Source organism: Humibacter soli (assembly GCF_054779035.1).
On the sequence record NZ_BAAGYX010000001.1, the window covers coordinates 2,389,996 to 2,411,074 of the forward strand.

At 67.9% G+C, this 21,079-nt stretch carries 22 protein-coding genes; 11 read left to right on the forward strand and 11 right to left on the reverse strand.

Annotation, left to right across the window (positions count from 1 at the left end; genetic code table 11):
* Window positions 1–43: 43 nt before the first annotated feature.
* From ACYVDN_RS11050 to ACYVDN_RS11070, 5 genes are read right to left on the reverse strand one after another with little or no spacing between them, the layout of a single operon-like run.
* Window positions 44–925 carry an HpcH/HpaI aldolase/citrate lyase family protein gene (locus ACYVDN_RS11050; RefSeq protein WP_460571357.1) on the reverse strand — a complete coding sequence of 294 codons (882 nt, stop codon included), beginning with the start codon at window positions 923–925 and terminating at the stop codon, window positions 44–46.
* Entirely contained in the window at window positions 922–2,355 is a 1,434-nt protein-coding gene (locus ACYVDN_RS11055; RefSeq protein WP_460571359.1) for an amidase, read from the reverse strand. The genes ACYVDN_RS11050 and ACYVDN_RS11055 overlap by 4 nt, the downstream gene beginning before the upstream one ends.
* Window positions 2,352–3,749 carry a dihydroorotase gene (locus ACYVDN_RS11060; RefSeq protein ID WP_460571361.1) on the reverse strand — a complete coding sequence of 466 codons (1,398 nt, stop codon included), beginning with the start codon at window positions 3,747–3,749 and terminating at the stop codon, window positions 2,352–2,354. Before ACYVDN_RS11060 ends, ACYVDN_RS11055 begins: the two co-directional genes overlap by 4 nt.
* A complete protein-coding gene (locus tag ACYVDN_RS11065) occupies window positions 3,746–5,371 on the reverse strand; it encodes an amidase (RefSeq protein WP_460571364.1) in 1,626 nt (541 codons plus the stop codon). The genes ACYVDN_RS11060 and ACYVDN_RS11065 overlap by 4 nt, the downstream gene beginning before the upstream one ends.
* A gap of 48 nt (window positions 5,372–5,419) precedes the next feature.
* On the reverse strand, window positions 5,420–6,832 hold the full coding sequence (locus ACYVDN_RS11070; RefSeq protein ID WP_460571366.1) for an MFS transporter: 1,413 nt from the start codon (window positions 6,830–6,832) through the stop codon (window positions 5,420–5,422).
* A gap of 138 nt (window positions 6,833–6,970) precedes the next feature.
* Here ACYVDN_RS11070 and ACYVDN_RS11075 point away from each other — a divergent pair, with 138 nt between their 5' ends.
* Together ACYVDN_RS11075 and ACYVDN_RS11080 are read left to right on the forward strand one after the other, a co-directional pair.
* Window positions 6,971–7,855, forward strand: a complete 885-nt coding sequence (locus ACYVDN_RS11075) for a LysR family transcriptional regulator (RefSeq protein ID WP_460571368.1) — start codon at window positions 6,971–6,973, stop codon at window positions 7,853–7,855.
* Between the two features lie 49 nt (window positions 7,856–7,904).
* Complete coding sequence (locus ACYVDN_RS11080; RefSeq protein ID WP_460571370.1) at window positions 7,905–8,618, forward strand: TetR/AcrR family transcriptional regulator; 714 nt, start codon at window positions 7,905–7,907, stop codon at window positions 8,616–8,618.
* Here the strand turns inward: ACYVDN_RS11080 and ACYVDN_RS11085 are convergent.
* Complete coding sequence (locus tag ACYVDN_RS11085; protein ID WP_460571372.1) at window positions 8,584–9,495, reverse strand: ferritin-like domain-containing protein; 912 nt, start codon at window positions 9,493–9,495, stop codon at window positions 8,584–8,586. The two genes, ACYVDN_RS11080 and ACYVDN_RS11085, sit on opposite strands and share 35 nt — an antisense overlap.
* Before the next feature lie 88 nt (window positions 9,496–9,583).
* Here ACYVDN_RS11085 and ACYVDN_RS11090 point away from each other — a divergent pair, with 88 nt between their 5' ends.
* On the forward strand, window positions 9,584–10,204 hold the full coding sequence (locus ACYVDN_RS11090; RefSeq protein WP_460571374.1) for a TetR/AcrR family transcriptional regulator: 621 nt from the start codon (window positions 9,584–9,586) through the stop codon (window positions 10,202–10,204).
* Window positions 10,205–10,215: 11 nt separating this feature from the next.
* Here ACYVDN_RS11090 and ACYVDN_RS11095 read toward each other — a convergent pair whose 3' ends face one another.
* On the reverse strand, window positions 10,216–10,851 hold the full coding sequence (locus ACYVDN_RS11095) for a TetR/AcrR family transcriptional regulator (RefSeq protein WP_460571376.1): 636 nt from the start codon (window positions 10,849–10,851) through the stop codon (window positions 10,216–10,218).
* 4 nt (window positions 10,852–10,855) lie between these two features.
* Entirely contained in the window at window positions 10,856–11,314 is a 459-nt protein-coding gene (locus tag ACYVDN_RS11100; RefSeq protein WP_460571378.1) for a hypothetical protein, read from the reverse strand.
* Window positions 11,315–11,438: 124 nt separating this feature from the next.
* Here ACYVDN_RS11100 and ACYVDN_RS11105 point away from each other — a divergent pair, with 124 nt between their 5' ends.
* A complete protein-coding gene (locus tag ACYVDN_RS11105; RefSeq protein WP_460571380.1) occupies window positions 11,439–12,419 on the forward strand; it encodes a DNA-3-methyladenine glycosylase family protein in 981 nt (326 codons plus the stop codon).
* 79 nt (window positions 12,420–12,498) lie between these two features.
* On the opposite strand, the gene ACYVDN_RS11110 is transcribed toward ACYVDN_RS11105, so the two are convergent.
* On the reverse strand, window positions 12,499–13,035 hold the full coding sequence (locus ACYVDN_RS11110; RefSeq protein ID WP_460571382.1) for a CGNR zinc finger domain-containing protein: 537 nt from the start codon (window positions 13,033–13,035) through the stop codon (window positions 12,499–12,501).
* Between the two features lie 17 nt (window positions 13,036–13,052).
* Here ACYVDN_RS11110 and ACYVDN_RS11115 point away from each other — a divergent pair, with 17 nt between their 5' ends.
* From ACYVDN_RS11115 to ACYVDN_RS11140, 6 genes are all read left to right on the forward strand, one after another.
* Entirely contained in the window at window positions 13,053–13,778 is a 726-nt protein-coding gene (locus ACYVDN_RS11115) for a LysE family translocator (protein ID WP_460571384.1), read from the forward strand.
* Window positions 13,779–13,873: 95 nt separating this feature from the next.
* Complete coding sequence (locus tag ACYVDN_RS11120; RefSeq protein ID WP_460571386.1) at window positions 13,874–14,695, forward strand: isocitrate lyase/PEP mutase family protein; 822 nt, start codon at window positions 13,874–13,876, stop codon at window positions 14,693–14,695.
* A gap of 157 nt (window positions 14,696–14,852) precedes the next feature.
* Window positions 14,853–16,010, forward strand: a complete 1,158-nt coding sequence (locus ACYVDN_RS11125) for an MFS transporter (protein ID WP_460571388.1) — start codon at window positions 14,853–14,855, stop codon at window positions 16,008–16,010.
* 175 nt (window positions 16,011–16,185) lie between these two features.
* A complete protein-coding gene (locus ACYVDN_RS11130; RefSeq protein WP_460571390.1) occupies window positions 16,186–16,563 on the forward strand; it encodes an MmcQ/YjbR family DNA-binding protein in 378 nt (125 codons plus the stop codon).
* A 199-nt stretch (window positions 16,564–16,762) separates the two neighbouring features.
* Entirely contained in the window at window positions 16,763–17,452 is a 690-nt protein-coding gene (locus ACYVDN_RS11135) for a maleylpyruvate isomerase family mycothiol-dependent enzyme (RefSeq protein WP_460571392.1), read from the forward strand.
* Between the two features lie 97 nt (window positions 17,453–17,549).
* The gene (locus ACYVDN_RS11140) at window positions 17,550–18,656 is read left to right on the forward strand and encodes an ABC transporter ATP-binding protein (RefSeq protein ID WP_460571394.1); all 1,107 of its coding nucleotides are present in this window, start codon (window positions 17,550–17,552) and stop codon (window positions 18,654–18,656) included.
* Window positions 18,657–18,738: 82 nt separating this feature from the next.
* Here ACYVDN_RS11140 and ACYVDN_RS11145 read toward each other — a convergent pair whose 3' ends face one another.
* Together ACYVDN_RS11145 and ACYVDN_RS11150 are read right to left on the reverse strand one after the other, a co-directional pair.
* A complete protein-coding gene (locus ACYVDN_RS11145) occupies window positions 18,739–19,038 on the reverse strand; it encodes a hypothetical protein (RefSeq protein ID WP_460571396.1) in 300 nt (99 codons plus the stop codon).
* 174 nt (window positions 19,039–19,212) lie between these two features.
* Window positions 19,213–20,061, reverse strand: a complete 849-nt coding sequence (locus ACYVDN_RS11150) for a phytanoyl-CoA dioxygenase family protein (protein WP_460571398.1) — start codon at window positions 20,059–20,061, stop codon at window positions 19,213–19,215.
* A 130-nt stretch (window positions 20,062–20,191) separates the two neighbouring features.
* On the opposite strand from ACYVDN_RS11150, the gene ACYVDN_RS11155 reads away from it, so the two are divergent.
* Window positions 20,192–21,004 (forward strand): AraC family transcriptional regulator, encoded by an 813-nt coding sequence (locus tag ACYVDN_RS11155; RefSeq protein ID WP_460571400.1) that lies wholly within the window; start codon window positions 20,192–20,194, stop codon window positions 21,002–21,004.
* Window positions 21,005–21,079: the final 75 nt, after the last annotated feature.

Here is a 21,079-nt window from a genome sequence, read left to right on the forward strand (position 1 = left end):
GCACAGCGGGAGGGTGCCCGACTGTCCCACCGCCGCCGCGCGATCAGGACGGCAGGATGCCGAACCGTTCGGCCCGCGTCCTGATCAGTTCTGCTCTGGCGAGTCGCGGCTTGTCGCTCCCGTCGCGGATGATGCGCCCGCCCGCCTCGAACGCGTCGAGGAAGTCCAGCGCCCATCGCACATCTGCAGGGCTCGGGCTGAGGCACTCGTTCACCACGTCGGGCTGCTCCAGGTCGAGGCACAGCTTGCCGGTCATCCCCATCGCGACCGTGACGCCGCTCTGCTCCCGAAGCACGGCATGGGTGGTCGCGACCGTGGGGCCGTCGATCGCGCCGGGCAGCCCGCCGAGCCGACTGGCGACGACGAGACGCGACCTCGGGTACGCCATCGCCAGATCGTCGTTGGAGGCGCCGGTGTCCCTCCGGTAGTCGCCGCTGCCGAACGCGAGCCGCGCCGTTCCCGCGGCCCGCGCGATCGCGGCGGCCTCCTCCATGCCCAGCGCCGACTCGATCAGCGCGATCACCGGAACGGCCCCGCCGAGTCGCTGGAAGGTGTCCGTGACCTGCTCGGCGGCCTCCGCCTTGGCGAGCATGACTCCGTGAAGACCCGGCGCACGCGTCAGCGCGGCCATGTCGTCCGCCCAGTGCGGCGAGGTGCGGTCGTTGATCCGCACCCACGCGCTACCACCGCCCTCCAGCCAGTCGATGACCCCGCACCGCGCGGCATCCTTCAGCGAGCCGTCCACCGCATCCTCGAGGTCGAGGATGACCTGATCGGCCCGTGACAGCTGTGCGGCGTCGAACCGCTCGGCGGCCAGGGCCGACAGCAGCAGCCACGATCGTGCATCCGCCGCACCGACCCGCGAGGTCTCTCGTGCCTCCCGCGCCGCATCCAGCTGGGTGTCGTGCATCTCCGCGACCCTCATGACTCGTCCTCCCACGGCACCTGCGTGCCGATGATCTCCTCGGCGGCCGCGGCCACATCGAGCAGCAGCATGTCGTCGAACCGTCGGCCGATCGCCTGCAGCCCGACCGGTAGCCCCGATGCCGCCAGGCCGGCCGGGATGCTCACCGCGGGCTGCCCGGTCAGGTTGGCGAGAAACGCGAACGGCGACCACTGCCTACCGTCGCGGATGCCCGCCACACCATCGGCCGGGAAGCGCAGACCGAGCGGGAACGCCGTCGTCGCCGTTGTGGGGGTGATCAGCAGGTCCATCGAGCCCATCGCGGTGCGGAACGCGTCGTGCACTCGACGGCGAGCGACTCGAGCACGGTCGAAGTCCGTCGTGGTCCACTCACGGTCCACCAGTTCGCGGATGTCGGGCGAGACCTCGAACCGGTCGGCGAGGTAGCGCAGCGCGGTCCGATCGGTGTCCATCGCCATCGTCGCCTGGAAGGTCTCCCGCAGCTCGCGCAGCGGCGCAAGGTCGGGAGCGCCGACGGTGACCTCCCAGTCGAGAGCGGACGCGAGCCTGGCGACCGCGTCCGCGACGACGTTCCGGATCTCGGAGGCGACCTCCGCGATGCCGAGGTTCGGGCTGAAAACGACCCGTAGACGGCAGGCCCTCGAAGGGTCGGGGGCGCGGAAGCGCGAGCTGCAGTCGGGTGCCGCGTGCCGGTCGCGCTCGTCGAAGCCCGCGATGACCCCGAGCGCGAGGGCGGCGTCGTCTGCGGTGCGCGTGATCGGGCCGATGCACTCCAGGCTCTCCCACGAGTCCAGCCCGATCCGCAGCGGAACCCGGCATGAGGGATAGAGCGGCACGACGCCGAACGTGGGCTTGATGGCGAAGACGCCGCACGCGGCCGCCGGCACGCGGAGGGAGCCGCCCCCATCGCTGCCCAGCGCGAGGGAACCCATGCCCGCGGAGACGGCCGCGGCCGCACCGCCGGACGAGCCCGTGGCGGTCATCCTCGCGTCCCACGGGTTGCGGGTGGCGCCGAACACGGCGTTGTCGGTGACGACGCCGTAGCCCAGCTCGCGCGCGTTGGTCTTGCCGACCACCACGGCTCCCGCAGAGCGCAGCCGGGCGACGGCGAGCTCGTCATCGTCGGGCACCCAGTCGCGATGCGCTAGGCTGCCGAGCGTCGTGCGGATGCCTGCCGTCGGAATGAGGTCCTTGACCGTGAAGGGCACGCCGTGCAGCGGGCCGAGTGGAACGCCGCGCCTGACCGCCTCGTCGGCCGCCCTGGCGTGGTCGAGCGCGTTGTCGTTGAGCGTGCAGACCGCATTGATCGAGGCATCCACCTCGCCGATCCGTTCGAGCACCGATCCGGTGAGCTCCTCGGCCGTCCACTGACCAGCGGCGATGCCGCGAGCCTGTTCACGTGCGGAGAGCCGCCAGAGCGCGTCGGTCACAGTGCTGACGCACCCGGTTCCAGTTGCACGAGGTCCTCTGCGCGGCGAGGCAGGTAGCCGCCGAAGCCCGGCTGCTGCTGCAGAGCGCCGTCAGCGAGCACGGCGTGGCCTCGCACGAACGTGTGCGTCGGCCACGCTGCGACTGTGCGGTCCTCGTAGAGGCTGTAGGTCGCGGTCGAGTGCAGGTCGCGCGCGCGGATGGTGGTCGGGCGATTCGGGTCGAGGATGACCACGTCGGCGTCGGAACCGACGGCGAGCACTCCCTTACGGGGATACAGGCCGTAGATCTTCGCGGGGTGCGCTGCCAGCACCTGCGCCAGCTCGGTCAGCGAGCGGCCGCGGCGCACGACCATCTCGTCGTAGATGACCGGCAGCATCGTCTCGGTCCCGGGTGCGCCGTACGGCTCGTCGAAGATGTCGGTCGTCGTGGTCAGGCTCTCGCGCACGCGCGGAGCGTGATCGCTGGCGATCACCGAGATGACGTCGTCGCCGATGGCATCCCAGAGCGCGTCGTTGTCGGCCGTGGTTCGCAGCGGAGGGCCGACCTTGGCCAGCGGACCCTTCTCGATCAGGTCGTCGTTGGTCAGCAGCAGGTACTTCGGGCACGACTCGCCCCATGCTCGCTGCCCGGCCTGCTGCGCCTCGCGCAGCGCACGTGCCGCGCCCGCGGTGGTCATGTGCAGGATGTACAGCGGATTGCCGATCGCGGCCGCGTACGTCAGCGCCTTGACGGTACCGAGGTCCTCGGACGAGGCCGGCTCCGCTGGCAGGAAATCCTCGATGCGCACCTTGCCCGCCGCGCGGGAGTCCTCGATCAGACGGGCGATGAGCTCGCCGTCCTCGGCATGCACCATCGTCAGCGCGCCGTTGTCGCGTGCGACCTCGAACCCGCGCAGCAGGCGGGAGTCCGGCGTCATGATGCCGTTGTCCTTGTACGACATGAAGAACTTGACGGAGGGGCTGCCCAGCGAGGCGACCTCGGGAATGGCCGACTCGTAGTGGTGCTCCGGCCGCAGTATGGTGTGCAGCCCGAAGTCGATGACGGAGTCCCGCTCGCCCTCCTCGATGAAGGTCCGGATGGCCTCGCCGGGTGACATGTGCGCCGCAGCACGGATCTGCGTGATCGCGGTCGTCACCCCGCCGAACGCCGCCGAACGGTGGCTGTCGATCAGCTCGTCGGCATGGTCGGTCCAGGTGCGAACGTGCACGTGCGCGTCGATCACACCGGGGAGCACGATCTTGCCGTCCGCGCGCACCACCCGGCGTGCGCGGCCCGCGAGTTCCGGTCCGATCTCGGCGATCATCTCGCCGAGCATCCCCAGGTCGGCCTGAACCTCGCCGGACGGCGTCACAACGGTTCCGCCCGCGATGACGGTGTCGAAGGTGTCGGTCATATCGCTTCCGTCCTTTCTTCGGTGGCCAGGAACGGGTGTGCTCCCGCGAACCCGGCCGCGGCCTCATACGCCCCGGCGACATGGAACAGCAGCGGCTCCGCGTGCGGCGGCCCGGTGAGCTGCAGCCCCATCGGCAGACCGTCGACCGTGAAGCCGCACGGCACGGAGAGCGCGGGGAGTCCGAGGGTGCTCATCGGGGCCGAGTAGCGCGTGTAGACCGTGTGAACGGGCTCGGGTCCGCGCGAACCGGTCGTGAAGGTCGTCGTCCCCGGCTCGGCGGCGGGCACCGGAGAAGTCGGGAGCGCGATGACGTCGGCCTGCCGCCACGCTTCCGAGAAGTGACGGATGAACTGCCCGCGCAGCCGCCACGCCTTCAGGTACTCGCTGGCCATCACACCCCGGCCGGCCTCCTGGCGGTCGCGGATGACCTCGCCGTAGCCGTCGGCACGGGTGAGGATCAACTCCTCGTGGATGCTCGACGCCTCGGAGAACGCGATCGCACGGTGCGCAGGCGCGATCTTCGCGGCATCGGGGAGGTCGACGTCGACGATCGTGGCGCCGAGCCCGACGAGCACGTCGAGCGCGCTCTGGAACGCCGCCGAGACCTCGGGGTCAAGGCCCATCGCGAGCCAGGTCGACGGCACGCCGATGCGCAGCGGCACGCGGCCGGATGCGGCGCCCGCCTGTGCGGCGGTCTCGCAGCTCGTGCCCCACCGGGTGCGCGCACGGCCGTCGAGCAGCAGGTCGGAGAGCTGGGCGGCGCCGCGTGTCGTGCGGGCGAGCACGCCGAGAGTCTCGGTCGACCAGGTCAGCGGGATGGTTCCCGCTCGGTCCATCGCGCCGTAGGTCGGCTTGAGCCCGACCACCCCGCAGTGCGAGGCAGGCACCCGGATGGACCCGCCCGGGTCGGTCGCGATCGCGGCGGAGACCAGGCCAGCCGCCACCGCCGCACCAGGACCGGACGCGGCTCCCCCGGCCAGCCGGGACGGGTTCCACGGGTTGCGCACCGCGCCGAACCACTCGTTCTCACCGCTCGTGCCCGCCGCGAACTCCTGGGTGTTGAGCTTGCCGGCCAGCACTGCACCCTCTGCGGCGAGCGCCGACCAGGAGGACGCGTCCACATCGGGCACGTACCCGTCGAGCAGGCGCGACCCTGCTGACGTCGGAACCCCCGCGGTGCCGATCATGTCCTGTACACCGATCGGCACACCGCCGAGCGTGCCGTCCGCGCCCGCAGCGGGGTCGAGGGTGACCCGCGCGAACGCGTTCAGCACCGGGTCCAGCTCGGCGATGCGCGTCTGGAACCGCTCCAGTACCTCGAGCCGATCGAGCACCCCGGCGCGGATCGCCTCCGCGAGCTGCGCAGGATCCATCCACTCCGGCTCGACCTCGGCGGCCTGAGTACCGCTGCCCGCCTCGGCGGCCGGGAGGTCGACCGGTGCGGGGTGGAACGACGACGCGGCCTCCGGATCGAAGCTGAACGCCGGCGGGTCATCCGTCAGCCGTGTCGGTCCGACGTCGTCGAGGTACGCGGCGACCGCATCGAGCAACTGGCCTGCACCTTCGGCGTGGACGTCGTCCAGCTGGGGCTTCAGAATGGTCAGCAGCGTCTTGCGGTTCATCGTCTCTCGTCTCGTCCTCAGGTTCGTCGTGGTGGCCGGGTCGCCGGATCAGTGAGCGAGCAGCGAGACGTTCTCCGCCTCTCCCTCGAGGTTCTTGCCGATCGGCTCCCACTTGATCGCCCACAGTGCGATGAGGCCGATCACCGGAGCGATCAGCAGCACGAGGAAGGTCGTGTACAGACCGAACGCACCGAGCAGAACGGGCACGAGGAACAGGGCGATGAGGCTTCCTGTGCGGTTCGACGCCTGCGAGAGGCCGGCGCCTGCACCTCGGATCTCCGTCGGGTACGAGAGTGCCGAGTACGACTGAGCGGTGGAGCCGGGGCCGAAGGTGTGGAAGCCGACGAACAGCGCGAGCAGCGCAAGTCCGATGAACACCGGCAGCGACGGGCCGAAGACGCCGAGCAGGATCAGGATGACCGCGACGCCGGTGAACCCGATGATCGACAGTGTGCGCAGGCCGAGACGGTTCACCATGTAGCTCGCCAGCAGCGCGGCGACCAGGCCACAGGCGTTGGAGCCGATCGAGGCGAGCAGCGAGGTCTGCACGTTCTGAGCGATGAACGAGAAAACGATGAGCGGCATGTAGAACCCGACAGAGGAGAACTGGATGCTCTGCGTGAAGCTCATGATCGCGATCAGGATGCTCCGGCTGCGGAACTTCGAGGAGAACAGCTCGCGCGCAACCGTTCCGTAGCCCTTCGGCTTCACGGCCTCGCGTGCCGCCACCTCGGCGTTCGGGTCCACTTCGTACGCACGACCGGTGACGCGGGTGAGGATGCGCGCTGCCTCGGTAAGGTCGCCACGGCTCGCCGCCCACATCGGGCTCTCCGCCATGTAGCGGTAGCGCAGGATCAGGATGATCACCGCGGGGATTGCGCCGAGCCCGATGGCCCACCGCCAGAGCTCGTTCCCGACCCCTGCCGCGTTGAGGATGAGCGCGACGAGCAGACCGGTGATGGTTGCTGCCGACCACATCACGGCGGCCGACTCGACCCAGCGGCCCTTCTTCTTCATCGCCATGAACTCGGCGAGGAAGGCCATCGCGACCGGAACGTCGAGGCCCACGCCGACGCCGATGAGGAAGCGGAAGACGATCAGCACGCCGAAGTTCGGGGCCAGCGCGGCCCCGATGGTCGCGACCACGAACAGCAGGATGTTCACCATGAACATACGGAGCCGTCCGAACCGGTCGACGAAGTATCCGCCCGAGAGAGCGCCGATGACCGCGCCGAGCGCCATCACGGCGGTGACAGCGCCGAAGACGGCGTCGCTCAGCCCGAACTCCTGTTTCAACTGCACGGCGCCTGCGCTCAGACTGGTGAAGTCGTACGCATCGATGAAGAACCCGCCGAGGGCGATGATGCCGATCATCCGGGTCAGACCCGCGTGCCGCGGACTCTCGTTGACCTCCCGAACGACATCGTCCCTGGAGCGGATGACGGTAACTCCGTTGTTCATGGTCACTCCTGATCAGTGTGAGGGTACGCGCGTTTGGGGGTCAGCGCGCACGGCTGGCGAACCAGCTCCCAACGATCAAAGCTCCCCGAATGACAAAGCGCCAGCCTATTCTGTCGATGACTCTCATAGACTGTGCCTATGGAAGTACGGTTCCTCGAATACTTCGTCGCCGCGAGCGAGCGCGGCAGCTTCACCGCGGCAGCGGATGCCCTGCATGTCACGCAGCCGTCGCTCTCCGAGGGCATCCGTCGCCTGGAGACCGAGGTGGGGGCACCGCTGTTCCATCGCGGCGGCAAAGGCGTCGTCCTCACCGAGCCAGGGCTGACCCTGCTGCCGCACGCCAGGCACATCCTGCAGGAGATCAAGGAGGCCGGCGACGAGATGGTCGCTCTGCGCGGCCTGCACGGCGGCAAGGTGCGCATCGCGGCGCCTCCCGGGCTGACCGTCGACCCGCTCGCCCACCTCATCGGCGGCTTCCGCCGAGATCACTCCGAGGTCGTCGTCGCGCTCTTCCCCGCCGAAGACGGCGCCATCGCGGCGGAGGCCGTGCTCTCTGCTCAGTGCGAGATCGCTCTCGTCGACCGCCCGGTCGCCTCCTCCGAGCTGGTCGCACACGCGTTCACGGCGAACCAGATCATGCTGGTGAGCCCGCCCGGCTCCCCGGCCGGCGGTCCCGTGACGCTCGACGAGCTCGGCGGCCGCACCTTCATCAGCGGCTTCACCGGGACGCGCACCCGAGCCCTGCTCGATCGAGTGCTCGAGCAGGGCATCCCGCTGAACGTCGCGGTCGAGACGCCGCACCGCGAGGCCATCGTGCCCCTCATCCTCGAGGGTGTCGGCAGTGCCTTCCTGACCGAGTCGGTCGCGAAGGATGCCGCACGCCGAGGCGCTGTCGTCCGACAGGTCTCTCCCCCGGAGCGCTACGACGTGCACCTGATCCATCGGGCGAAGCCGCTCACACGCGCGGCGGCGGCGTTCGTGGAGCACGCGCTCGCGCGAGGAAACAGCGACCTGAGAATCTGAGTGCGGGTCCCTTCTATACGACGGTACATGTCGCAATTAGGCTGACCGCATGCCCGAGCAGCGTGAGAGCACCGTCCGCGACGGCGGTACGGTGCACGACGACGGCACAACACACAACGACGGCACGGTGCCGACGCGTCGCGTGACCGCCCGCGGCGCAGCGACGAAAGAGCGCATGGTGCGCGCGGCAGCCGACCTCATGCGCGTCAAAGGAGTCAGCGCGACAACGATCGACGACGTGCTGCGCGCGACGACCACGAGCAAGTCGCAGTTCCACCAGCACTTCGCGAACAAGGATGCCCTCGTCGACGAGGTCGTCGCATCGCAATCGCAGGTCGTCCTGGAGCGTGAGACCACTCGGCTGCGCTCCGTGAAGTCTCTGAACGGACTGCGGCGGTGGCGGGATGCCATCGTTCAGCAGAACACGCTGCAGAGCGGTGCATACGGATGCGTCATCGGCTCACTGGCGAACGAGATCGCCGATCAGAACGAGACGGCTCGGCAGACTCTCGCGCACACCTTCGTGGAATGGGACGAGCTTCTCGCCCGTGGACTCGAGCGGATGCAGACCACAGGTGCGCTATCACCCGAGGCCGACCCCGAAAGACTCGCGGTCGGCCTCATGGCTGCACTCCAGGGCGGCTATCTTCTTGCGCAGACCGCCCACGACATCAGGCCGATGGAGGTCGCGCTCGACCTCGCCATCGACCACATCGCCGAGTACGCGACTACTGACCCCCGCTCATCCGCAGCTCGCCGTTGAGCCCGTTGGGGTAGAAACCGCCGGAGGTCGCCGGCGTAGGGCTCAGGTAGACGATGTTCAGGATCTGCTCGGGGCTGCGACCGAACGTTCCTCCATGGTCGTCGGTGGGGATCAGGTTCGCCTCTGCGGCGTTGCCGATGCCCTGGTCGTCGTCAGCCGGTCCGGAGACGGCCTTGCGCACGTTCGAGATCTTGTCGATCGCCGCGAAGACGTCGTCGTTGAGCAGGCCCTCGTTGAAGAGGGTCGCCCGCACGATGCCCGCGTGGTAGGCCTCGGTCGCCAGCAGGCCGGCTGCTGCATCCAGGTAGGTGCGGTTGGAGATGAACGGCGCGGCGCCCTTGAACGCGGTGACTCCCACGTCTTCGAAGAGGAACGCGGCGAAGAGGAAGTTCAGGTCGTTCGCGTAGGCGTCGAACGTCTCCCCCTCCTTGATCAGGCCCGCGGCCTGGGCGGCAGCGGTGAAGCTCTGGTCGAGGGAGATCGCCGGCCGCGATGCGGCAGCGGAACCGAGCGCGCCTCGCAGAAAGGTCACGTGGCCCTTCTCGTCCATGGCGATCTCCCGAGCGATGTTGCGCACGAGAACGCTCTGGAAGTCGACCGGCTTGCCGCCCGAGACGTCGCCGGGCGTGCCCGTTCCGCCGACGAGGTCGGCCGGAAGGCCTTCGCCGGTGGATGCCCGCAGGTAGAACTCCGCCTCGAGGTACTCGAGGTTGAGCGCGAAGTTGAGGATCGACGCGTCGCTGATCGCATTCGGGTCGAAGTCGTTCGACTCGGTGTCGCCCGCGGCCACTGCGACCATCTTGTCGAGCTGCTCGGCGTCGGTGGACGTCTCCGCGCTGCGCGCGGCCGCGTCGTTGAGGAACTGGTTGTCTGACATGTGTTTCGTCTGCCTTCCTGGTCGGCTCGGTACATTCCTAGCAAGCCCGAAATGTAATATCGAGTACAAAGCGCAGCCGGAGGTGCCCATGTCTGTCGCGTCCGGGAGGCGTGCAGCGCTCACGCCGAAGGGGCAGCAGACGCGAGCGCGGATCATCCGGATCGCAGCGGACCTGATGCTCGATCACGGAGCGAACGCCACGACGGTCGAGGAGATCTGCACGGCCGCCGACGTGGGCAAATCGCAGATCTATCACTACTTCGAAGACAAGTCGGAGCTCGTGCGCGGCGTCATCGAATTCGAGACCGAACGGGTCATGAGTGGGCACGAGCCAGACTTCGAGCGCATGTCATCCTGGGCGGACTGGGACGCCTGGAAAGACCGGATCGTCGCGATACAACGCCGAAACGGCTTCATCGGCGGATGCCCGCTCGGGTCGCTGGCGAACGAGCTGGCCGACTCCGACGAGTCGGCGCGCACGGCGCTCAACGAGGGCTTCGACCGATGGGAGCGCGGCTTCGAGATCGGGCTGGGCCGCATGCTCGAGGCCGGCCACCTGCGTCCCGGAACGGACGTGGCCCCCCTGGCGACGTTCCTGCTCAGCTCACTGCAGGGTGGCCTGCTGCTGTGCCAGACGCGCAGGGACGCCGCCCCGCTCGAGGGAGCGCTGGATTCCGCGCTGAGCTACGTGCGCAGCTTCGCGGAGTAGGTGAACAAGGGTCAGCTGGCCTTCACGGCCAGGCTGTCGATGTAGTCCAGCGCCATGTCGATGGCCGACGCCATCGGAGCGGAGTCTCCAGCCGCCTGCGCGAGCAGGTAACCGCCCTGAAGTGCAGCGAGCAGTCCGTTGGCGACGTAATCGGCATCGACCTGTTGGCCGAGCGTCCCGCGCTCCTGCATGCGAGAGAGCGCCCCGGAGATCAAGGTCGTCCAGGTGCCGAACAGCCGCGACAGCTGCTCCCGCGCGAGCGCGTCGTGATCCGCCACGTCGCCGGCGAGCGATCCGAGCGCGCACCCGTAGGCACCGTGCTGCAGGTCGTTCGCCTGCACCAGAGCATCACGCCAACGACGCAGCCCCGCGACACTCGAGACGCGCCCGAGGCGCTCCTGCTCACGCCGGATGACGAAGTCGCCGGTGAACTCGATGACGTCCCTGACCAGCTCGCTCTTGTCGTGGTAGTGACGGTAGAGCTGAGACTTGCTGGTGCCGGATGCCGCACGCACGTCATCCAGCGTCGTCGCGTCGACGCCCTTCACGCGCATCAGTTCGGCCGCGGCGGAGACGATGCGCGCTCGCGTCTGCGCACCGCGCGGGGTCAGGCGTGGATTGGGCCCACTCTCCGGCGCGTCAGACATGTTCCTATGGTACTGAGCGGTCCAGTTGATCCAACGGAAACCGGATCGCGTCACGCAGGGTCTCCGCGTCACGCGTCACCCTGGCAAGCAGCATCCCGCCCTGAATACCGGCCAGCAACGCCGTGGCGACGTTCCCCGGAGCACGCGTGCTCGCTATCGTGCCCTGGCACTGAAGCCGCCCGACCGTCCCCTCGACCAGGGTCGTCCACTCGTCGAGGAAAGCCGTCCGCGGCGGCTCGTGGATGTTCGCCCTCGATACGGCGGGGCTCATCGCCTTGGCGTGTGCAGAGTCCGGACAGACCAGCTCGTCGACGAGGCGATCGCACCACCGGTACAGATCGGCCACGCCCTCGACGCCGGCGAGCTCGTGACGATCGCGGCAGAGCGCGCTGCGGTAGGGCTCGTCGTGCGGGGTACTCGTCGATGCCGTCAGCGGCGAGCGCCGCTCGCTGATCTGGGCCATGTCGAAAGGTTACCCAATACGGGACTATGCAGTCCAGATACCACGTTCTTCCAAGTGAGACACTTCGCAACCGCCCCGCTGTACCGCTGACAGCGCCCGATGACTAGCTTCAGGACTGAACGGGATGACCGAAGTGATCGTGGCAGAAGAGAACGGAGGTGAACGGGTCATGACGAGCGAGGCAGACGAGATGGATGTCTATCGGCCACGTCATCCCGTCGACCTGCGCCAGACGGCGCGACCCCTCGGCTACGGCGCTGCCGACCCCACGTTCCGGCTCACCGCCGAAGGGTTCTGGCGGGGCGTCTTCACCCCTGACGGCCCCGCGACGCTCCGGGTGCAGGCGGGAACGGGAGCGGACCGCGGCGCCTTCCGGATCGAATCCTGGGGGCCCGGCGCGCAGTGGGCGCGCTCGTCCGCACCGGACTTGCTCGGCGCCCGCGACGACTGGAGTCACCTCGATCTCTCGCGAAGCCCGAAGCTGGCGGAGGTCCGACGCCAGAACCCCGGCCTGTTCCTGACGCGCACCGGGCTCGTCTTCCCTGCCCTGGTCGGCGCCGTGCTCGGCCAGAAGACGACGGGCCGCCAGGCGCGCGGCTCGTGGCGGTACCTCGTCACCCGCCACGGCGCCGCGGCGCCCGGCCCTGCACCGTCGGGACTGATGGTCCCGCCGAGCGCGGAGCAGTGGAGCCGTATCCCGTCGTGGGCGTGGCATCGCGCGGGTGTTCAGTCCAGCCAGTCGCGCACCGCCGTTGCTGCCGCCCTTCGTGCGACATCCCTCGAGCGACTGGCGACGCTCGACCCCGCCGACGAGAAGCTGGGCGCTGGACTCAGAAGCATCCCTGGCGTCGGCGCGTGGACGGTGGCCGAGACGACGCAGGTGTCGCACGGCGATCCAGACGCAGTCAGCGTCGGCGACTACCACCTTTCCAAGGACGTCGGATGGGCTCTCATCGGCAGACCCGTCGACGACGACGGCATGCTCGAGTTGCTCGAGCCCTGGCGCGGGGACCGGCAGCGTGTCATCCGCCTCATCTACGCGGGTGGTCTGCGCAGGCCGAGGCAGGCGCCGCGGCTGACCATCCAGGACCACCGAGGCAACTGACAACCGTCAGCGACGCCAGCCGGCAGCACTCGCCAACCGGCCCAACCGACCATCGTCGAGTCCGATCGCCGAGTGGATGTCACACCTGGCGCGCCCGATGTCGCCGCACTGCGGCGCGGTTCGCGCACCGAACGCTGCAGTACCGCTGACGCCCGTTGCGCGTGACATCGGCAACAACGTTGCGGCACGCGTCTCCGGGATCGTCTCCTGCCGCGCATCGGTGGAGCCGGCTCATACCGCGCGTCGTCAGGTGCAGCGCGGTCCCCACGCTGATCACCGCTTCGAGCACGTGCGGAAGACCCTGGTCGGCGTCGCGGTAGTGCAGGTGCCATCCCTCGCCATCGTGGTCCGTCAGCCGCGGATAGGCGGCCGCCTGCGCGAGGAGCCCGTTGAGCAGTGCAGCTCTCCGCTCAGGAACCGGCTCGTCGACGACAGTCAGCCAGTCGTCGATCACGCGCCGAACACCCGCATGGTCCGACTGTTGCGCCGGTGCGAACGGCATCTGCATCCCGAACGACCGCGCTCGCTCGACGACGCCCTCGCGATCATCCGGCCAGTCGTTCGCCAAGGATGCGGCGAGCAGCACCGCGTACTCGCCGTAAGGGTTGAGATGCATAAGACCATTACAGCATCGTGGAAAGGAAGCGCGAAGAGGAGGGAACGATCATGACGGTGGTGGGAAGTGGGGTGCTGGGCAGCGGAGTACTCGGCAGTGGGGTGTCGTGGGCGGCGGCGGGCGGGATGGCGGTCGCCGCCCTCATCATGGTGGTGACGCCCGGCCCGAACATGATCTACCTCGTCTCGCGCAGCACCTCGCAGGGCAGAACCGCAGGGCTCATCTCGCTGGCGGGCACCGCGACGGGGTTCCTGGTCTACCTGACGATGGCGAACCTGGGGCTGGCGGTCGTGTTCGTTGTCGTCCCGTGGCTCTACATCGGGCTCAAGGCCGCTGGCGTGCTCTATCTCGCCTGGCTCGCGTGGAAGGCACTGCGGCCGGGCGGAACCGGCCTCTTCGAGGCGCGCTCCCTCAGGGATGACTCGGCATGGAAGCTCTTCCGCATGGGTCTGGTCACCAACCTGCTGAACCCCAAGACCGCGGTGATGTATCTCGCGCTCATCCCTCAGTTCATCGACCCCGCGACGGGCAGCACCACCGCGCAGGGGTTCACGCTGGGGGGCATCCAGATCACGGTCAGCATGATCGTCAACGCGCTGATCGTGCTCGCCGCCGGAACCATAGCGACATTCCTCAAGGTTCGGCCAGCATGGACGAAGTGGCAGCGTCGCATCACAGGGACTCTGCTCGGAGCCGTCGCGATCCTGCTGGCACGAGAGGTGCCACAGGCCGCTCGACTCTGACGGTGAGGCTGCCCACACCGCATTCGCCTGCCCACCCGCTCGATTCACACCACCACTGGACCATTTGGTCCCATTAGTTCTAGTCTGGAAGTGCCATGTCTGAGACCACAGCCCACGAGAAGTACGAGCGATTCGCCGAGCTCCACCGTCGCTCGGAGCCGTTCATCATGCCCAACGTGTGGGATGTCCCCTCCGCGCTCCTCTTCAAGGAGGCCGGATTCGGTGCGATCGCCACCTCCTCCGCAGCCTTCGCCGCGACGCTGGGCCGCATCGACGGCATCCACGCGGTCAGCCGCGAGACGCACCTCGACCACGCGGCGCTGCTCACCTCGGCTTCCGGCCTTCCGATCAACGGAGACTTCGAGGATGGCTACGGCACCACTCCCGAGGACGTCGCCGCCACCGTCGAGGCGGCCATCGACCGCGGCCTCGCCGGAATCGGGATCGAGGACACCTCGGCGGATCCCGAGCACCCCATCCGCGACTTCGACGACGCCGTGCGCCGCATGCAGGCAGCGGCGTCGGTCGCACGCGGAAGGATCGTGCTGACCGGCCGCACCGACAACTTCCTGTGGGGCATCGACGACCTCGACGACACCATCCGACGTCTCACCGCTTTCGCGGAGGCCGGTGCCGACGTGCTCTACGCTCCGGGCCTGCCCGACACCGCGGCCATCCGCGCCGTCGTCGAGGCGGTCGCGCCCAAGCCGGTGAACCTCCTCGTCGGTCCGACCGATGGACGCAGCCTCGACGAGCTGCGAGAGATCGGCGTGCGCCGCATCAGCCTCGGCGTCGACCCCTACACGCACGCACTCGACGCCGCCAGGAGCGGCGCCGCCAAGCTGGCGAGCGGTGACCTGACGGCCCTCGAGTCGCAGCTCGGCTTCGGCCACATCATCGAACTCATCAAGGGCTGATCGCGCCATCCGACCCGGCGCACGGCACCAGACGACATGATCGAAGCGGGCACGACCACCGATCGCACCCCCGTGGTGCAGGTCGTGTCCGGGCAGACGTGCACGGCCGCCGTCCCTCTCACCGGGCCGGACACACCGGCTACCGAGCGGCCCGACAGTGCGCGCGGGTGGGCATCCGTCGGGGGCCGTCGCGCTCGGCGCGTTCATCATCGTCATGACCGAGACACTCCCGGTCGGGCTTCTCCCCCAGGTCGCGTCCGGCCTCGGCACGTCGCTGGCCCTGGCCGGTCTGCTGATTCTCGTGCCGGGCTTCGCCGCAGCCGTCGCGGCCCCTCTGTTCTTCCTCGGCTCGGGCGGCATCAACCGGCGCACCCTCATCCTGCTGCTCGGCGTCACCGTGCTGATCTCCAACGCCGTCGTCGCGATCGCGCCGAGCTTCGTGCTCGTGCTCGTCGCCCGCATGCTCTTCGGCGCCACCCTCGGGGCCTTCTGGACGGTCGTGTCCCCGCTCGGGCCCAAGCTCGTCGGGCGTGCGAGCGGCACCCGGGCGATCACGATCATCGCCGCGGGCATCTCAGGTGGAACCGTCGTCGGGTTGCCTGCCGGCCAGTTCCTCGGCAACCTCATCGGGTGGCGGCTCACCTTCGCGGTCGCCGCGATCGCAACTCTCGTCGTCGTGGTCGCGCAGCTGATCGTACTGCCGAGCCTGCCGGCCGATGGTCACACCCGGCTGAGCGATCTGATCGGCGTGGTCAAGCGACCCGTCGCCCGCCTGGGCATGATCACGGGCGCGATCGTCTTCATCGGTCAGTTCGCCGCGTGGACCTACGTCACGCCCTTTCTGATCAGCCACACGCACCTGTCGAGCGACACGATCTCCGTGCTCTTCGTCATCTACGGCTGTGGCGGCATCGCCGGGTCGGTCCTCGCCGGATGGCTCTTCAAGCGGGGCGTGATCCGCAGTTTCGCCGGTGCCGCAGCGGTGGTAGCGATCCTGGTCATCCTTCTGGCGTGCACGACACCCGTGCCGTGGCTGGCCGGCCTGCTGCTCATCCTGTGGGGCTTGTTCTGGGGAATCGTGAACCCCGGAACCCTCGTGTGGATGCTCGACTCGGCGCCCGATGCCCCTGAGGCGGCATCCGCGGTGAACGTGACGAACCTGCAGATCGCCCTCGCCGCGGGATCGGGACTGGGCGCCATCCTGATCAGCACGACGAGCCTGCAGGCCCTCTTTCTCACGGCGGGCATCATCATTCTCGCCTCGGCCGTTCTCGCCGCCGTCTCGGCGGTCATCGTGGCACGCATGCGCGGGTGAACGTCAGCACGCGGGATGACGCGCGGCACCCTTCCGGCGCCCCCGGCCACGCACCGCCCAACGCTTCCCCGCCCCACCCCCGACTTCCCCGCCCCACTCAACGCTTCCCACCCCACGCACCCCCGACTTCCCCACCCCACCACCGGAACGAATTCGACATAAGGAGTTGATCGACGTGGAAGAGCACGCACTCCAGCAGAAGGCGGCCGGATACGCTTCGGCGCTGCCCGAGACGACGGTTGAGGTGCAGTCGCACCCGAACTGGACACGCCACAAGGTGCACGGCAAGGTGTTCATGCTCATGACGGATCTGCCCGGGCATCCGGTCGTCGTCCTGAAAGCGGATCCGGATGACGCCATCGCCCTTCGAGAGCAGTACACCGACATCACGCCCGGCTACCACATGGACAAGAAGCACTGGATCACGGCCGAGGCCGGAGGCGACCTCGACGAGGAGCTCCTGCAGGGCCTCGTACTGGACTCCTACCGCCTCGTGGCCGAGGGCCTCCCGCCCGCCCGGCGCCCCGACGCCCCACCCCCGGCCGCCGCGTAACCCATCCCGCCCGGCCTCGGCGCCCCACCCACACCACACACACCATGCCTGCCCCAGGCACCCCACCACCACCCGAAGTCGTCGCCTCTTATCGCGGAATCCACCCCCGCGATCCCACAACAACTGGCGACCACTTGGGCCGAACGGGTCCCCGCCACGACGAAACCTCGCGGATACCTCGTGCTGGTAGCAATGTCCCATGGCTGCGACACCCTCGAAGGACAGAATCTGGTCGGCGGTGCGCGCCGAGCGCACGGCCTTGGCGGCCGACCTCACCACGTTGGATGACGCACAATGGGCCATCCCGTCGCTCTGCGGTGAGTGGACCGTCGAAGACGTCGTCGCCCACCTCACCGCCTCTGCCAGCGTCGGTCCCGTACGTTGGATGGGCAGCGTGATCGGCGCACGCTTCGACTTCGATCTGCACAACGAACGGCGCAAGGATGACCACCTAGGCGCGACCCCGGCGGAGACGTTCGAGCGCTTTCGCCGTGTGATCGACAGCCGCACGTCCGCTCCCGTGCCTCCCGCGGCATCCCTCGGCGAGATCGTGGTGCACTCAACAGACATCCGGCGTCCGCTCGGGCTGCACCACGAGCCTCCCGCGGAGGTACTCACCACGGTCGCCGCGTTCTACGCGCGCACCAACGCAGCGGTGCCCTCGAACAAGACGATCCGCGGCCTGCATCTCGAATCCACCGACGACCAGCCCGCCGACGGCCGATCCACCGACGCCCCGTTCAGGTACGGTGACGGCCCACTGGTGCGAGGTTCCACGCTCGCTCTCATCATGACCATGGCGGGTCGCACCGCGTTCATCGACGACCTCGAGGGTGACGGGGTGTCGGTCATCCGCGATCGCTTGGAGGGTTCAGCTCCCGCTTCATGACGCGCACCGACCAGGAAACTGGACCATCGAGTTCACCTGGTGTTTCCGCTGTGCTGCAAGGTTTGGGCATCACGTCACTTCGGTTGGGGGATGCACCATGATCACCTTCGACAAGGTCACCAAGAGGTTCCCTGGCGGCACGGTGGCCGTGGACAACCTCAGCCTCGACATCCCGGCAGGAAGGATCACCGCCCTCGTCGGCTCGTCAGGCTCTGGCAAGACGACGACGCTGCGGATGATCAACCGCGTCATCGAGCCAACGAGCGGCGTCATCACGTTCGACGGCGTCGACACCATGCGGATCGACCCGATCACGCTGCGCAGGCGAATGGGTTACGTGCTGCAGTCCCCAGCACTGTTCCCGACGCAGACGGTGACGCAGAACATCATGACGGTACCGAACCTGCTCAAGTGGCCGAAGAAGAAGGCCGAGGACCGCGCGGCCGAGCTGATCGAACTCGTCGGACTCACGCCCGAGATGGGCAGCCGCTACGCCAACCAGCTCTCCGGCGGACAGCAGCAGCGCGTCGGCGTTGCCCGCGCCCTGGCCGCGGACCCGCCCGTGCTCCTGATGGACGAGCCCTTCTCCGCCGTCGACCCGATCGTGCGGGCGCAGCTGCAGGACGAGCTGCTCGCCCTGCAGGACAAGATCGCCAAGACCATCGTCATCGTCACCCACGACATCGACGAGGCGATCAAGCTCGGCGATCTGATCGCGGTCTTCCGGCCCGGAGGAGTTCTTGCACAGCTCGACACTCCGCAGCAGCTCCTCAACGCCCCGGCCGACGCCTTCGTCGCAGCGTTCGTCGGACGCGACCGCGGCTACCGCGGCCTGAGCTTCAAGTCGGCAGCAGACCTGCCGATCCACGTCGAGAGCGCGATCACCCTCGGCGAGTCGATCGAGCAGGCGGCGCTGTCGCTCGAGGATGGCTGGGCCATCGTCGTCGACGATGATGAGCGCCCTCTCGGTTGGCTGTCGGCGAGTTGTGTGAGCATCGCCGAGACATCCGGCAGTGAGGTGGTGAGCCTGGAAGCCGTCAACCTCGGCGGCACTGTGGCCCGCCGATCGGGCAGCCTTCGCGAGGCGCTCGATGCCTCGCTGTCGGCCCCGAGCAGCCGCGGAATCATCACCGACGACGACGGACGCCTCATCGGAACGGTCCGCGCCCACGAGGTGCTCTACGAGGTCGACCGCGTCGGGTGAAGGGGCTGGGCATCCTCGTCGCAACTTCCTTGGCAAGACGGGTCCCGCTGATACTCCCCCTCGCTGGCCGAAGCGGCGTCGACTAGGCGAGTCCGACTTCCTTGAGCGCCTTGCGGTCACTCTGACCTTGCTGGGGTGCAATCTCATCGATCACGATCGGGATGCCCGGCCCGACCGCGAGCCAACTCAGTCCGTCCTTGTGCGCAACGGCGACTACGTCACTGGATCCGTCGCGCAACAGTGTGCGGATGCGGCCCAACGTCTCGTTGCCCTGCGCTTGGTCGAGCGTGAAGCTCTGCTTGCCGTAGTGAATGACGTGCGCAACCGTGCTGGTTGGCAGTCCATCAATGTTTGTTCGTGATCCTTCTCGTGTCTCTGCCATGGCATGAACGTAGGCCTCTTGAGCGTCGGCCACCATCCGGTTGACAGGGTGACGTGAGGCGCTCATTGAGCTCGGCCACAGAGTGAACAGTCGGGCCAGACTTTGAAGTTACGTCGCGCCGGACGCCGATCGGCGTTGTCCAGACGACCGCCGTCACCGTGACTTCGCCATCGGTCACAGACCGTCGAGGTCGTTCCAGTGCTCCTGCCAACGCCAGTCGATTGGATCAGCGACACGCTGGTATCGAATATCCGTGGACAATCGGATCCGATTGCGTGGATCGACGTTGTCGGTGGAGGCGTGCACGATATGGGCGGAGTGCACCACCACGTCGCCTGCGCGGTAGTCCGTGACCAGCCATCGCGAATCGTATTCGTCCGCGAGTCCGGGAAGGTCGGCGGTGATCGATGCCGCCGGCGCCTTCAGTACGCCTGCGCGCTCTTGCGCCATGACCCGGTGGTGGCTTCCTTCGAGGTAGGCGAGACCGCCGACTTCGAGGGGAACGTCGCCGAGCGGAACCCACAGCGAGAGCACCCGGTCGGTTCCCTCGCGGAGATACACAAGGTCATAGTGGGCCTGTGTTGCGGTGCCGATTCCGCTCTCCCCGGGTCGGATGTGACGGATGATGCGACGTTTGTGAAGGTGCACGTCATCACCGAGGAACCACTCGAACCAGGCACGAATGACGGGATGCGCCGTTAGCGCGGAGTATTGATCGCCGGGGACGATCTCGTCGAACAGGGCACGACGGACGAGCGCGCGGTCGACTTCACCTCCCGAGTCGATGCCCTCCGAGATGCCCTCCGGCGACACCAGACCGGTGACGGCAAGCTTGCCGAAGTAGTACGCGCGAAAGTCGCATACGACGGCCGGATCCAGGAGCCCGGTGAGATAGAGGTATCCGTCGCGACGGAGTCGTCGCCAGAGCGCGTCTTTGTCATTTCGCACGTCGCGCGGTGTCGGTTCGAGCCGCCCTAGGCGCCGTGGGCTCTCGTCGAGGACGTAGCCGTTTGAGGTGAGCATGAGTCCATGTTCGAGGGCGATTGGATGATTCGTCTATGGATTCTCGTCCGAAATTGTTGGATTATTCTGCCGCGTCTTCCATACTTGGACGATTGTGGGCAATTGGGCTGCGTATGCGAATCCGAGCACGGTGTTCGCCGGGCTCGGACTGACATGCTTCGGAGCCGGCGAGTTCACCGGAACCGCCGCCGAGTTTCGCGGCCGCAAGCTGCCGTCACACGGAGCCGTCGTGGTCTCCGCCGGCCGTGGCTGGTATTCCAGCGACGTAGCGGGTGTGGTTGCGTTTTCGGCGCCAACGTTGATCTGGCTCTTTCCAGGAGCCGAGCACGGCTACTGGCCCGCGGTCGACGGCTGGACGGAGCACTGGGTCCTGTTCGGTGGTGCGGCGACACACGCGCTCGACGAACTCGCGGCTTGGAGGCGCTCCGCGCCCGTGGTCGGACTGAACGCGATCCCGCCGACGCTCGCCAGTACGTTCTCGGAACTTCGCACGGCGCTCGACGACACCAGTTCGGTCGGCGTTCTCCGGTCGTCCGCGCTGTGTTACTCCTGGATCGCCGATCTCGCAGCACCCTCGATGCGTTCGTCCGCCCCAAACGTCGTGGAGACATTCACCCGCGAGTCTTCCAGAGCGATGCCGATGGGGCAGCGAGCGCGAATGCTGGGGATGTCCGTGGCTGAGTTGCGGAAGTCGACGATTGAGTCAACGGGGCTCACCCCGCTTCAGCTGCTGATCGAGGCCCGAATAACACGCGCGCAGTCGTTGCTTGCGGAGACCGATCTCGAAGTCAACGCCATAGCTGCACGGGTAGGGTTCACGGATCCGGCATACTTCACCCGCCAATTCGCTCGACGGAGAGGCATCTCGCCGAGCGGGTTCCGCCAAGCGCAGCGCCGAATACCCCGTCCCGAATCAGAGGGCTCACTCGTCACAGACGCATGACTTACTTCCCCGTGGCGACGGCCGATCAGATCGTCCCTGCGGTGTCACCTCGGACGTGTGTGGCCGAGTCTGCGG